The sequence below is a fragment of the Alistipes senegalensis JC50 genome (genome assembly GCF_025145645.1).
In the GTDB taxonomy this organism is placed as follows: domain Bacteria; phylum Bacteroidota; class Bacteroidia; order Bacteroidales; family Rikenellaceae; genus Alistipes; species Alistipes senegalensis.
Map to the genome: position 1 here is coordinate 738,791 of NZ_CP102252.1, position 13,749 is coordinate 752,539.

Genomic DNA, 13,749 nt, shown 5'->3' on the forward strand with positions numbered 1-13,749 from the left:
AAAAATTCATTCTCTATTTTCGCTTCGCCCTCGAAAGGAAATATTCCCCGTCGATATTGGTGATGGAGAGCCTTACAGGGGAGGTTTCGGAGATCATCCGAAGGGCCTCCGGCAGCGTTTCCCGGTCCACCATGCCCGTATATTGCAGGTTGGCGATCTCTTCGTGGATGTTGATCCGCACCTGGTAATAGCGCGAAAGTTTGTTGGCCACGTCTTTCAGCGGATGCCCCGAGAAGATCAGCCGCCCTTCGATCCAGCCGATCGAATCGTCGATGCGCACCGCCCGCTTGGTGATCGTGTTGGCCGTCGCGTCGATCTGCAACTCCTCGTTGGGGTCGAGGATGATGACATCCTTCTTGACCTGCGCCTGCAAGCAGCCCGTATGGAGCGTCACCACGGCGAACTTCTCCCGGGCGTAGGATTGCAGGTTGAACGAGGTCCCGAGCACCGTATAATTGTTGTTGGCGCTGTGGATGATGAACGGACAACTCTTGTCGGGCGCGATGGTGAAGAACGCCTCGCCGTCGAACTCGATCTCGCGCGTGGCCTTTCCGAATTTCAGGTCCACGGTCAGCGTCGCTTCGGAATTCATGCAGACCTTCGAACCGTCGGGCAGCACGATGTCGAGCTTCTCGCCGCGCGCCGTGCGGTATTCCAGCGGCTGTGCGGCGCCGATCTCCGTGCCGTTTCCGGCATCGGGGACCGCGGGAACGCCCTGCCAGAACCAGACGGCGCAAATGCCCGCCGCCAAGACCGCGGCCGCCGCGACGTAACGCCTGAACAATCTCCGGCGCGTATTCACCCCCTCGGGAACGGCGAACAGGATTTTGTTGCGGGCCGCGAACCGCGCCCACTCCCGCTCCGCCTTGGCCGATGCGGGCTGCTCCCGGCCGGCGAGACACTCCCTGAACTGGGCCCGGTGTTCGTCGGACTCCTCCAGCCATCCCGCCAGCATACCGGCCTCCTCCCTGCTCAGGGCATTGTTCCGGTAGGAATTGATCAGTCTGTCTATCTCCTTCTGCATAACTTACACAAAACAGATTTTTTTCTTTGCTTTCACTAAGTAGACACGCCATTTCCGAATACCGACCCCCGAAAATCGAAATTCGCACGATTTTTTTTCGGACCGCCCTCTCCGGCCCCCGCACCACACAATGAAAAAGCCCTCCGGAAGCTGGAAAACCAGCTTCCGGAGGGCGATGCAATGCCGCGGAGGTGCTCTATTCGGTACGTTTCGGTTCGACGGGCGGCAGCGGGCCGAACTCACCCCGTGCCGACGCCTTGATGCTGTAACCCTTATACATCCAGCGGTCACGATACCAGGAACACGGCTTGAAATCGTCGCCGAGCTGCTTCATCTTGCGCTCCATGCGTTTGCGCAACTCTTTCTTGACCGAAGCGTAGGCCGGATCGCCGGCATAGTTGGTCAGCTGCGTCGGATCGGCCTCCCGGTCGAGCAGCACTTCGCTCCCGTCACGCAGATAACGGGCATAGGTATAGCGTTTCGACCGCACGGCCCGCCATTCGTAGCCGTCCTTCCACTGGTAGGTGTGTCCCATGCTCTGCATGAAAGCGTATTCGGGTTCCCGGCCTTTCTCCCCGCGGACGATGAAACTCAGGTCCTCGCCCTCCATCTCGTCGGGAATCTCCCCGTGCAGCCCAGCGAGGCCCAGCAGCATGGGTCCGATGTCGGGCGTATTGAGGCAAGCGTCGCTTTCACGGCCCCCGGTGGCGTATCTGGGATCGCGGATCAGGAACGGAATACGGGCCGACTCGTCGTAGAACGTCAGTTTGTACATGCGGCCCTGCGACCCGAACTGCTCGCCATGATCCGAGGTGAAAACGACGATGGTATTATCGGCTATGCCCAGCTCTTCGAGCAAATCCATCACGCGCCCGAACTGTTCATCGAGCGAATTGACCATCGCATAATAGCAGCGCAGCATCTCGCTATACCGGTCGGTGTCGATAAACGATCCCCGCCACTTCTCCTCGCCGTCGAAGAACTGCTGCGGATAACGGTCCATATAGGGATCGGGCGTCCGCTTGAAATTCTCCGGCAGGTCGAAATGCACGTTCCGGAAGCGTTCGTAACAGCGCGGATCGACATTGCTGCGGACCCACGGGTCGTGGGGCGGGTTCCAGGAGAGCATCATGGCGAAGGGCTCTCCGGCCGCGGCTTTCTTACGGATGTAGTCCAGGGCCAGCGAGGTAAACACCTCGGGGCCGTACCGGCCTTTCAGCTCGACGAACCGATGGACGCCGCCGTCGTCCTCAGTATGGTAAAAGGCATTGTAACTCTTATGGTTGAACGAATAGGCCGCCCAGTAGTCGTCGAATCCCATGCGCTCGGGCCCCGGCTCGCGGTCGCGGCGGTGCAGATCGGTCCAATGATGCTTGCCCACGTAACCCAGTTTGTAGCCGGCATCGCCGAGCACGTGCGCCCACGTCCGATGGTTGGGATTGAGGTTGATCTCGTTGATGACCATGCCCGTCGAACTCTGGTATTTGCCCGTGATAAGACAGGCCCGGTGGGCGGCGCTCACGGGAGTGGACGAAACCGCCTCGGTGAAGTCGAGGGCCTGCGCGGCAAACCGGTCGATGTTGGGCGTAACGGCCTTGGCATTGCCGGTGTAGCCCAGGGCGTCCCAACGCAGCTGGTCGGCGATGATATAGACGATGTTGGGTTTCTGCGGCGTTTCCGGCATCCGGGCCTGCGCCGAGGTCGCTGCGCCGGAAAGCAACAGTCCGGCACTTACGGTTTTCGGAACGATATACATGATTCGCAATGTTGGGTTCGATGCCGCGAAGATAAGAAATAATCGGCTGCGGACCGATAAGATGAAATAAAAAACGTTTTTTATCACCGATTACTGACAAAATTTATATCTTTGCCGCGCAAAGGTTCCGAAAGAGGCCCCGCAGCCTCCGACCGATTAAAAGGGAATGCCGTGAAAGTCGGCAACAGTTCCCGCTGCTGTAAGTTCCTGTCCGGAAACGGGCACACGAGGAATCGACAATCTCAGCCACTGGTGGATAACCGGGAAGGCGTCGAAACCGGAACGAGTCAGAAGACCTGCCTTGCATGACAGATTGATTTCGCAGCCTGCGGAGAACGGGCCCGGATCGACAACGCATGTAAAGCACTCTTTCATTCTGTTTCGTTGCACTGCGGCTGTGGAATCAATGGTTTTACCCGACAAACCATTGACACAGAACGCATAATGAAGCAACTTCGCCTTTCGTTCCTATGCCTCGCATTCATTGCGGGGGGGGGTAATCACGCGGCGGCCGACACCTCCGACTCCACCGCGAACCGGCGCTACGTCGGAAAACTGGACAGCATCCAGAAAATCAGCGAGGTCGTCATCGTCGGCGCTCCCGTCATCCCCAAATACCGCGAGGTCATCCCGGCGCAGGTCCTCAAAGACATCGACCTGCAACGGCTGAACAGTTTTTCGGTGGCCGACGCCATCCGCTATTTCGCGGGCGTGCAGCTCAAAGACTACGGCGGCGTGGGCGGTCTGAAAACCGTCAACATCCGCTCGATGGGCACCAACCACATGGCCGTGTTCTACGACGGCATCCAGCTGGGCAACGCCCAGAACGGACAGGTCGATCTGGGGCGCTTCTCGCTGGACGACGTGGAGGAAATATCGCTCTACAACGGTCAGAAAAGCGACATTTTCCAGTCGGCCAAGGATTTCGGAGCCTCCGGAACGATCTACATAACCACGCGGCGCCCCCGCTTCGAGGAGGGCAAGCGGGCCAATTTCAAGGCCACGATGAAGACCGGCTCGTTCGGGCTCATCAACCCCTCGATGCGCTACGAGTACAAGATCTCCGACGCCGTCAGTTCGTCGTTCAGCGGCGAGTGGACCAACGCCACCGGCCGGTACAAATTCCGCTACCGCCGCCGCAACACGCTGGGCGAGATCGCCTACGACACGACGGCCTACCGGCAGAACGGCGACATAAACGCCACCCGCATGGAGGCCGGGCTCCACGGAAAGATGGCCGACGGACAATGGACCGTGCGGGCCTACACCTACAACTCCGAGCGCGGCATCCCGGGGGCCATCGTCAACAACGTCTTCCGCCACGGCGAACGGCTGTGGGACACCAACTCGTTCATCCAGGGCACGCTGACCAACCGCTGGTCGAAGAGGTTCCGCACGCTGTTCAACGCCAAGTACGCCGCCGACTACACCCACTACGAAAATCAGGACGCCAAGCTGATCCAGACCAAGAACACCTACAAGCAGAAGGAGTTCTACTTCTCGTGCGCCAATCTCTGCAACATCCTGGAGCACTGGGAGGTGTCGCTGGCCTACGACTTCCAGTGGAACACGCTCGACGCCACGTTCTACATGCCCACCGAGAGCGACGGCACCTTCCCCTACCCGACGCGCTACACCCACATGGCGGCATTGGCCACGGCTTTCGAATGGGGGCGGCTGAAGATGCAGGCCAGCCTGTTGGGTTATTTCGTCCACGAAAAGGTCGAGCGCTTCGAAGCCCGGCCCGACAAGGCCGTGGCCACCCCGGCGTTCTTCGGATCGTTCAAAGTGCTGAAAAACCACGACCTTTCGGTGCGCGCCTTCTACAAGCGGATGTTCCGCATGCCGACCTTCAACGACCTCTACTACACCGACATGGGCAACGCCTTCCTCAAGCCCGAATATGCCGAACAGTTCAACGTCGGGCTGAAATACGCGCGCGATTTCGAACGATCGCCCTTCATGCGGATGCTCGACGTTTCGGTCGATGCCTACTACAACAAAATCACGGACAAGATCATCGCCTACCCCAAGGGACAGCAGTTCCGCTGGACGATGCTCAATCTGGGCGAAGTGGAGATCAAGGGCGTGGACGCCGTGCTGAACGCTCTGTTCACGCTCGGCAAACTGGAGGTGACGACCAAGTTCCAGTACACCTATCAGGAGGCCATCGACATCACCGACCCGGCCGACACCTACTACCGCGACCAGATTCCCTACATCCCCTGGCACAGCGGCTCGGCCATCCTCGCGCTGTTCTACAAGGGGTGGGGGCTCAATTACAGCTTCATCTACACGGGCCAGCGCTACAACCAGCAGGAGAACATCCCGCGCAACCACACCCAGCCGTGGTACACGAGCGACCTCTCGCTGCAAAAGACCTTCCGAATCCGCACCCGGACACTCAAGGCCACGGCCGAGATCAACAACCTCTTCGGACAGGATTACGACGTGGTGCTCAACTACCCGATGCCGAAGACCAACTTCCGGTTCGTCGTCAGCGTCGATCTCTAACCCCCGCGAGCCATGAAAAGGTATCTCTTCATCGTTTTGGCCGGCTGCTGCCTCGCCGCCGGCTGCCGGAAGATCGAACTGGTGAACCCCACCGAATACGAGGTGCTGCCGTTCGGGGAGAACCCCGATGCCGACCCGATCGGCATGTATCTCCTGAACGAAGGCAACATGGGCAGCAACAAGGCGGACATCGACTACCTCGACTACCGCACGGCGGTCTACGCCCGCGGCATCTATGCGGAGAAGAACCCCAACGTCGTGAAGGAGCTGGGCGACGTGGGCAACGACATCCAGGTTTACGACGGACGGCTGTTCGCCGTCATCAACTGTTCGCACAAGGTCGAGGTGATGGACGCCTACACGGCCCGCCGCATCACGCAGATCGACATCCCCAACTGCCGCTACATCCGCTTCAAAGGCAAATACGCCTATGTCAGCGCCTACGTCGGCCCCGTGGCGATGGACCCCGACGCCCAGAAAGGCGCCGTCTTCAAGGTGGATCTCGACACCTACCGGATCGTCGGCCAGGTGACCGTAGGCTACCAGCCCGACGAACTGGCCATCGTCGGCGACCGCGCCTATGTCGCCAATTCGGGCGGCTACCGCGCCCCGAACTACGACTCGACGGTCTCGGTCATCGAACTGGAAACCATGCGCCAAATGTACAAGATCGACGTGGCGATCAACCTCAGCCGCATCAAGGCCGACGCCTACGGCAACCTGTGGGTCTCCTCGCGGGGCAACTACGACGACGTTCCGTCGAACCTCTACCGGCTGGAACCCAACGGCGGACGCTACCAGGTGGCCGAGGCGATGAACATTCCGGCCTCGAACATGACCGTCTCCGGGGATTCGCTCTACGTGTACAGCGTCGAGTACAGCAACCAGACCTCGAAGAACACGGTGACCTACGCCATCATCGACGTTAAAAAGAAACGCGTCGTGTCGCGCAAGTTCATCACCGACGGCACGGAGCTCGACATCGTGATCCCCTACGGCATCGCCATCCACCCCCGGAACGGCGACATCTACGTCACCGACGCCAAGAACTACGTTTCGAGCGGCGTGCTGCACTGCTACTCGCGCGAGGGCGTCCGCAAATGGAGCGTCCGCACGGGCGACATCCCCGCGCACATGGTATTTCTCGAACGAAAACAGCCACAGCGATGAAGATGAAAAAGATACTCGCCGCCCTGCTGCCGGCCCTCGCACTCGGCGGCTGCGACAACGACGGCATCCCCTACGTGAGCCTCGGGCTGGACGACCTTTACAAGGTCGCCCGCATGCAGACCGTCGATCTCAGACCCGCCTTCACGGGAGAGAGCTACCGCTGGACGGTCAAGACCGCCTCGGGGGCCGATTCGCTGCTCTCGGAAGAGAAGGACTACATCTTCCTGATGCAGTATCCGGGCACCTACGACGTGACGTTCCGAATCTTCGACCCCGTCAATCCGATCGTGCACCGGATGACCTTCTACGTGGTCGAGGAGGAGGTGGAGTACAGCCCCTACATCGCCACGGTCTACGAATACTGCCCGGCACCGGGACAGTTCGTGAACGCGATGCCCGAATACCGGGAGGGCGACACGGCGGAGACCATGCGGCAGAAGGCCGAGGAGGCCATCGCCGGAAAGATGCAGAGCGGCGTGTCGCTGGGAGCCTACGGCGGCTACATCACGTTCGGATTCGACCACACGGTCGTCAACGTTCCGGGCGAACACGACATCCGCATCGACGGCAACTCGTTCAACAGCGCCGCCCACCCGGGCGTGGACGGAGGCAGCTCGGAGCCGGGCATCATTCTGGTGATGTTCGACGAGAACCAGAACGGCAAGCCCGACGACAAATGGTACGAGATCGACAAGAATCCGTGGTACACGGACGAAGCGGCCGTATACGGATACGAGATCACCTACCGCCGACCCGCCCCCGGGCATGTCCCGACGCCCGGCGAGGGGAACGACAGCGCCATGACCGACATGACCTACATCGGGTGGGAGGACAACCGCGGGCAGAGCGGCTACGTCTACAAAAACAAGTTCCACGACCAGGACTACTACCCGCGGTGGATCGACGCCGACGAAATGACGTTCCGGGGCACGCTGCTGCCCAAGAACGCCGTGGATGTCTCGGGCAACGGCTCCTATTACCTGCAATACATGTTCAAATACGGCGCCTATGCCGACAACTATCCCAACGAAGCCAAGGACGAAGAGGGCAACTACTACAACGGCTTCGACATCGGGTGGGCCGTGGACCCCGAGACCCGCGAACCGGTACACCTGCCGGGGGTCGATTTCATCCGGGTCTACACCGCCCTGAACCAATACTGCGGCTGGATCGGCGAGACCTCCACCGAAATTTTCATGGCCCGCGACATGCATATCTACGTGCGGCCCGACCAACACCAATAAAACAGAGATTCCACGCTATGAAAACGAAAAGACTACTGTTGCTGCCCGCGCTGCTGCTGGCGCTGAGCGTCGGGAATGTCGCCTGCTCCTACCACAACGACGACAACCCCAACGAATACCCCGATCTCGAACCGGAGCCGGAACCCGAACCGGAGCCCGGGCCCGACATCGACCGGAAATACCTCGAAGCGGCGTACACCCCCAACTGTTTCATGGTCAAACCCGGCCAGTCGATCGACATCCCGATCCTGAAAGCCTATGCCATGTGGGACCTCTACGCCGAATGGCTGGGCGGGGAGGATTTCACGGGGCTGACCCCCGAACCCGTTCTGCTCTGGCAGGACCTGCCGGGCCTGATCACGAACGTCGGACTGATTCCGGGACAGCAGGCCGAAGAGGGTTCCATCGCCGTATCGACGGCCGACAAGGTGGGCAACGCCGTGATCGGCATCCGCATCGGCGGCGCCGTCCGTTGGAGCTGGCACATCTGGGTGACGCGCTACGATCCGGATGCGGAACTGGTCGCCTACGGCAAAATCTACACCTGGGACAACGACGGCGACGGAATCAAGGATTACACCTTCATGGACCGCAACCTCGGGGCGACGATCGACAAGGCGGTCATCGAGAAAACCGCCGCCGACTCGCTGGCCGCGTGCGGACTGATGTACCAATGGGGCCGCAAGGACCCTTTCCCGGGCGACCGGATTCTCCGCGGCACGAACACGACGGATTCCCGCCATTTCGACAGCAAACCGATCTACGACATGGCGGGCGTGCAGCTGACCGAAGGTTCGCAGGCGGAAGGCACGGGCATCCGTTCCATCAAAACCGACGCCGATCCGACCCGTACGGGGCTGGCCAAGTCGATCGTCGAACCGATGGTCTATCTGCGCGGAACGGAGGGATATTCCGACTGGTTCTGTTGCAGCGAACCGACGGAGATGAAGCGCTGCGACACGTTATGGTGCGAACCCGTGCGGGGCAAATCGCCGTTCGACCCGTGTCCCGAAGGGTGGCGCGTGCCTGCGGACAAGAACGGCGAATTCATCTGGAACGGTCTCGAAAACGCCACGACCGACTACTCGGCGCTGGGCGTGTTCCCCTATGCCGGATTCCGGTACTGCGCCGGCGGCGGATGTCTGAAAAACTCGGGATTCGGAGCCAGCATCTGGTCCGGAACGCCGCCCGCGGGGATCGGAAACGCCTACGAACTGACAATCTACATAGCCTCCTACAACCAGCGTCCCAACATCCGCCGCGACATCTCGTCCCGCAGCGACGGGCAGTCGGTGCGCTGCGCCGAAGACGAACGACACAACGAAACCCTTTAATTTTATAAAACGATGAAGAAATTCACTTTCCGAACCCTGCTGGCCGTCGCAGCCGCAAGCGTGCTCCTCACGGCATGCAAAGACGAGAACGACGACGGCAACACGTCGAAGACGACCTACGAATTCTCGGTGAAAGCCGAGGACAACCCGATCGACGCCCCGGCCGACGGCAAGACCTACACCATTCTGGTCACCTCGACCAAGACGGCGCAGGCCGGCACGAGCGCCGTGGCTTACGAGGTAGTTTCATCGCCCGAATGGGCTCCCGCCGAACTCGAACAGACGGCGCTGGTCATCACGGTCGCCAAGAACAGCTCGACCGAAGCCCGCGAGCCGGGCAAAGTGGTCCTCAAACAGGACGAAAGCGACAAGACGCTCGAAATCACGGTCAACCAGGCCGGATTTTCCAATTCGATGTCGCTCGAAGCCGCCTATTCGACCGACCGCTGCAAGGTGCTCCTGATCGAGCCGGCGATCACGGGCTTCGACCAGAATCCGGTCTACGAATGGACGGTGAAAGGCCCCGGCGACGCGGAGGCCGCCGAAGCCGGAACCGACAAGACGCTGTCGTTCATCCAACTGGAAACGGGCGACTACACGATTTCGCTGACCGTCACCGACGACAGCGGCATCACCGAGACCAAGAGCGCCACCGTCACCGTAACGACCGAGGCCACGGCCTATTCGCCCTATATCTCGGAGGTGTTGGAATACAAACCAGCCCCGACAACTTCACGAGCCGCATCCATCCCGTTCGGCCCCAACGACATCTATCCGACGACCGTTCTCAAAACGGCGACTGAAAAAATCAACGGAGATTTCCAGAGCACGAACAACGGCCTCAGTCTCGGCACATTGGGCGGATATATCGTCTTCAAGTTCGACCATACGGTGATGAACGTTACCGGACTGCGCGATTTCCGCATCGGCTCGTTCTCCGGCAGCAGTTCCTACCCCGCTCCAGGCATTGTCTATGTCGCTTTCGACCAAAACGGAGACGGTCAGCCCAACGATGACGAATGGTACGAACTGGCCGGCAGCGAATACGGAAAAACGGGGAACCGGACCGGAATCAAAATCGTTTACGACCGCCCCGATAATTTCAACCCGAGCGTGAACTACGGGACAGGCGTCGATAACTATATCACTTATACAATCAACGACAACGAACCAGGATCACTGAGCAGCGGATGGATGGCGAACGTCATTCCGCAATGGCCCTACTGGTTGCGTACCAGCGACGAAGACAAAACACTGACATTCACCAACGTTACGATGATCCCCAGCAACACCCCAATGTCAGGAAGCTATCCGGGTACCACCCAATGGTATGAATACGGTTACGTTTGCAACTCCAATCCGACAGATGAAACCAACTCTTCTTTCGACATCGGCTGGGCCGTGGACAAGAAAGGCAATCCCGTAAAACTTCCGGGAGTTGATTTCATCAAAGTCCAGACTGCCACACTCCAATATTTGGGCGACTTTTATGGGCCAGCCTGTACGCAATTGAACTGCGCCATCGACCTGCACCTGAAAGGGACAGAGATCGAAACGATCGCACAATAAGACCTTGACACGGCGGCGGGACCCTTTCAATCACGACGAACCATTGCAAACCTTTCTTCGCATGAAATCCCGCCGCCGTCTTTAACCGCACAGACTGCGGGCTGCCGGATATTTGGAGATTAGTTCACCGTTGTCTGCCATACAACGATTTACCTCCGGCGCCCGCAGTCTTTTCATCTGTCCGTCCGCCGGCTCTCCACACCTCTATCGCATCGTGCAGTCCGGACGCCGCCGCGGCTCCGTCGCAGAACCGCCGGTCCCCATGCTCACAGATTGATCTGATTCCCCTCGGCGAACAGCGAATCGAAAAGCTGACAGAGTTCCGACTCCAGCTCCTCTTCGTCCAGATCGCCGTTCAGGGTGAAGAATTTTCCCTGCGGGGTGCAATACCGCACCGTGCTGACGGCCTCGCAGGACCCCGCGCCGCAGACAACGACCGCATCGACATCGTCCTCGTGGCGCAGCATGGCGTTGTAAAACGCCAGCAGATACCGCGGGGCGCTGATCGACGGAACCATCACCATCGTCCCCGAGGCATCGAATTTGTCGGGCGAATTTATCAGTTTCAGACCGTAGCGGTCTGCGATCCTCCCGGCCGTCGCCGCCGGAACTCCGTACAATACGATATTCATAACCATTCGATTGAAAAAAAGGCGCGGCGACTACTAATCTCTATGCAATGACTTGTTATGGCAGTAACGGGTCTTTGTTCGCCGCGCCTTTTTGGGTTTATCCGAAAATCAGTATCAAAAGTTGGGCCGCCAGCACCCGCAGGAACATCGACAACGGGTAGACCGTGGCATATCCCACCGAAGGGGCGTCGGAGGTGGTCTGTTCGGTCGAATAGGCCAGCGCCGGCGGATTGGTCGAGGCGCCCGAAAGCACGCCGATCAGCGTATAGTAGTTGAGTTTGTAGCGATAGCGTCCGAAAATGCCCGCCAGCAGCAGCGGCACGACCGTGATCACGGCGCCGTAGGCGATCCAGACATATCCGCCCGCGACGAGCGTCGGCACGAAATCCTCGCCCGCACCCAGCCCCACGCCCGCGAGGAAGAGCGAAATGCCCACTTCGCGCAGCATCAGATTGGCCGACATCGTCGTGTAGGTGATGAGCCGGTAATGCGGCCCGTAGCGGCCGATCAGGATGGCGACGATCAGCGGACCGCCGGCCAGCCCCAGTTTCACGGGCTGGGGAACCCCCGGAATCCAGAACGAAATGCTGCCCAGGACGACACCCAGCGCAATGCCGATGAAAATGGGGATCAGATTGGGATGGTTGAGCCGTTTGAGCGAGTTGCCGAAAAGCCGTTCGGCATGGGCCACCGACAGTTCGGGGCCCACGACCGTCACCCGGTCGCCCAACTGCAACTGCAAGTTCCCCGCCGCCACCAGGTCGATGCCCGAACGGTTGATGCGCGTGATGGTGACGCCGCTCGTCGAGCGGACGCGCAGTTCGGCGAGCGTCTTGCCGTTCAGCTCGGGTTTGGTGATCAGGATGCGCCGCGAGATCATCTTCGGGTCCTGTATCATCTGCTCGGCGTCCACTTCGCGGCCGAGCAGAGCGACCAGCGCCTCGACATCCTTGGGCGCCGCCACGAGCAAAATCCGGTCGCCGCAACGGAGCGTCGTCGCAGCGTCGGCCAGTTCGGGAGCTCCGCCCGGACGGCAGATGCGCGACACGACGAAGTCGCGCAAGGCCAGATGCCGTATTCCGGAGATGCTTTTGCCCTCGATGGCCGGATTGCAGACTTCGACGGAGATCCGCCGGGTCGTCAGGTCTTTCAGAACGTCCGTGCCCAGCCCGGCCGCCTCTTCCTCCTGCCGCACGTCGATGCGCAGCAGATAGCGCAGCGCCAGCAGGGTCAGGATGGCCCCGATGACTCCGAGCGGATAGGCCAGCGCATAGCCCGTCGCAATATCCGGCGCATCGGCTCCGGCGTGCAGGTCGCTGAAAGCCTGCTGCGCGGCGCCCAGGCCGGGCGTATTGGTGACAGCGCCCGACATCACGCCGACCATCGTGCTCATCGGAAGGCCCGTCAAATAATAAAGGACGACCGTCGTGACGACCCCGAGCGCGACGACCAGGGCGGCCAGCTTGTTCAGCGTGACGCCGCCCTTGCGGAACGAGGAGAAAAAACCCGGTCCGACCTGCAAGCCGATCGAATAGACGAAGAGAATCAGTCCGAATTCCTTGAGGAAGTGCATCAGATGCTCGTCGATGTTCATGCCGAAACAGCTGAAAGCGATACCGACGAACAGAATGCCCGTCACGCCCAGCGACACCCCGGCGATCCTGATCTTGCCCAGCATGATGCCAAGGGCTATGACCAGCGCCAGAATCATCACCGAGTGGGCGACGCCGCCGCCCCAAAGCGAATCGGAGCCAAACAACAAACGTTCGATCAATTCCATACCGAATCCCGTTTTTATGCCGGACCGTCACCGCAAAGCGAAACCCTGTGCCGGAAAAGCACAATGCACCCTGCAATCGGGCCGGACTCAAAATATATCAGGCAATACACCACCGAAATCAAACGCCCATCCCTCGGGGTCCTTTGACATCGAATCGACTTGGCAGGTCTTCTGACTGACTCCTGTTCCGAAGCCTTCCCGACCCTTGCGGATCAGTGGCTGAGATGTTCGGAACCTTCGCGGAGCTTCACAGCAGCGGGACTGTCCGGGATTTGCACCCGATTCCCTTTTCATTTCCTCCCCGGCACGGGGAACGGAAAACCAAATCTGAGGGCAAAGATAGGGGTTAATTCCGAAAAACGGCATACGGAAACTGATTATTTTCAGAAATCGGCCTTACGAGCCGGCGAGAGGCCGATTTTCGCTCCGGAGATTTTCCGAGCGGGAAGAGGCGGCGAACGACTTTCCGGGAGCAGGGCTTCGGCATGCCGCGGCAATCCCGGCGGCCGGGAAACGCGCGGACACCGGGTGCAAAACAAAAATCGCCGACAAGTCATCCATTGACTGTCAGCGATTTACCTTGTACCCGGAGCCGCATTTGAATATATTAAATCCTATTAAACTTAAATAGAAGTAAAAAATGAATAAATTTGTATTTATTTTATTTATTATCAAGAGTATATAAATATTCAATCATTTTACCTGATAAATTCCAATTGAACATAT

Annotated in this window: 9 protein-coding genes and 2 riboswitches; of the genes, 5 read left to right on the top strand and 4 right to left on the bottom strand. The window is 59.4% G+C overall.

Annotated elements, in window-relative coordinates; translation table 11 throughout:
• Nucleotides 1–13: 13 nt before the first annotated feature.
• Both NQ519_RS02885 and NQ519_RS02890 read right to left on the bottom strand, forming a co-directional pair.
• Complete coding sequence (locus tag NQ519_RS02885) at nucleotides 14–1,024, bottom strand: FecR family protein (protein WP_019149568.1); 1,011 nt, start codon at nucleotides 1,022–1,024, stop codon at nucleotides 14–16.
• Nucleotides 1,025–1,220: 196 nt separating this feature from the next.
• Complete coding sequence (locus tag NQ519_RS02890; protein ID WP_019149567.1) at nucleotides 1,221–2,780, bottom strand: sulfatase family protein; 1,560 nt, start codon at nucleotides 2,778–2,780, stop codon at nucleotides 1,221–1,223.
• A 104-nt stretch (nucleotides 2,781–2,884) separates the two neighbouring features.
• A riboswitch (cobalamin riboswitch) is annotated at nucleotides 2,885–3,098 on the top strand.
• A gap of 126 nt (nucleotides 3,099–3,224) precedes the next feature.
• Between NQ519_RS02890 and NQ519_RS02895 the strand changes: the two genes are divergently transcribed.
• Genes NQ519_RS02895 through NQ519_RS02915 form a run of 5 tightly spaced genes read left to right on the top strand, consistent with a single transcriptional unit; the run spans nucleotide 3,225 to nucleotide 10,611 of the window.
• Entirely contained in the window at nucleotides 3,225–5,294 is a 2,070-nt protein-coding gene (locus tag NQ519_RS02895; protein ID WP_019149566.1) for a TonB-dependent receptor, read from the top strand.
• Between the two features lie 12 nt (nucleotides 5,295–5,306).
• On the top strand, nucleotides 5,307–6,464 hold the full coding sequence (locus NQ519_RS02900; RefSeq protein ID WP_019149565.1) for a YncE family protein: 1,158 nt from the start codon (nucleotides 5,307–5,309) through the stop codon (nucleotides 6,462–6,464).
• 2 nt (nucleotides 6,465–6,466) lie between these two features.
• On the top strand, nucleotides 6,467–7,708 hold the full coding sequence (locus tag NQ519_RS02905; RefSeq protein ID WP_026076296.1) for a hypothetical protein: 1,242 nt from the start codon (nucleotides 6,467–6,469) through the stop codon (nucleotides 7,706–7,708).
• Nucleotides 7,709–7,725: 17 nt separating this feature from the next.
• Nucleotides 7,726–9,042: a fibrobacter succinogenes major paralogous domain-containing protein gene (locus tag NQ519_RS02910; RefSeq protein WP_026076295.1), complete on the top strand. Its 1,317-nt coding sequence runs from the start codon at nucleotides 7,726–7,728 to the stop codon at nucleotides 9,040–9,042.
• Nucleotides 9,043–9,054: 12 nt separating this feature from the next.
• A complete protein-coding gene (locus NQ519_RS02915; protein WP_019149562.1) occupies nucleotides 9,055–10,611 on the top strand; it encodes a PKD domain-containing protein in 1,557 nt (518 codons plus the stop codon).
• Between the two features lie 266 nt (nucleotides 10,612–10,877).
• Here NQ519_RS02915 and NQ519_RS02920 read toward each other — a convergent pair whose 3' ends face one another.
• On the bottom strand, nucleotides 10,878–11,243 hold the full coding sequence (locus NQ519_RS02920) for a hypothetical protein (RefSeq protein ID WP_019149561.1): 366 nt from the start codon (nucleotides 11,241–11,243) through the stop codon (nucleotides 10,878–10,880).
• Nucleotides 11,244–11,340: 97 nt separating this feature from the next.
• On the bottom strand, nucleotides 11,341–13,023 hold the full coding sequence (locus NQ519_RS02925; protein ID WP_019149560.1) for a putative transporter: 1,683 nt from the start codon (nucleotides 13,021–13,023) through the stop codon (nucleotides 11,341–11,343).
• A 144-nt stretch (nucleotides 13,024–13,167) separates the two neighbouring features.
• Nucleotides 13,168–13,364: riboswitch (cobalamin riboswitch) on the bottom strand.
• Between the last annotated feature and the right edge of the window lie 385 nt (nucleotides 13,365–13,749).

What these genes read in the sequence shown, in the direction of transcription:
- NQ519_RS02885 (WP_019149568.1), bottom strand. Translation starts at nt 1,024, where the DNA reads ATGCAGAAGGAGATAGACAGACTGATCAATTCCTACCGGAACAATGCC.
- NQ519_RS02890 (WP_019149567.1), bottom strand. Translation starts at nt 2,780, where the DNA reads ATGTATATCGTTCCGAAAACCGTAAGTGCCGGACTGTTGCTTTCCGGC.
- NQ519_RS02895 (WP_019149566.1), top strand. Translation starts at nt 3,225, where the DNA reads ATGAAGCAACTTCGCCTTTCGTTCCTATGCCTCGCATTCATTGCGGGG.
- NQ519_RS02900 (WP_019149565.1), top strand. Translation starts at nt 5,307, where the DNA reads ATGAAAAGGTATCTCTTCATCGTTTTGGCCGGCTGCTGCCTCGCCGCC.
- NQ519_RS02905 (WP_026076296.1), top strand. Translation starts at nt 6,467, where the DNA reads ATGAAAAAGATACTCGCCGCCCTGCTGCCGGCCCTCGCACTCGGCGGC.
- NQ519_RS02910 (WP_026076295.1), top strand. Translation starts at nt 7,726, where the DNA reads ATGAAAACGAAAAGACTACTGTTGCTGCCCGCGCTGCTGCTGGCGCTG.
- NQ519_RS02915 (WP_019149562.1), top strand. Translation starts at nt 9,055, where the DNA reads ATGAAGAAATTCACTTTCCGAACCCTGCTGGCCGTCGCAGCCGCAAGC.
- NQ519_RS02920 (WP_019149561.1), bottom strand. Translation starts at nt 11,243, where the DNA reads ATGAATATCGTATTGTACGGAGTTCCGGCGGCGACGGCCGGGAGGATC.
- NQ519_RS02925 (WP_019149560.1), bottom strand. Translation starts at nt 13,023, where the DNA reads ATGGAATTGATCGAACGTTTGTTGTTTGGCTCCGATTCGCTTTGGGGC.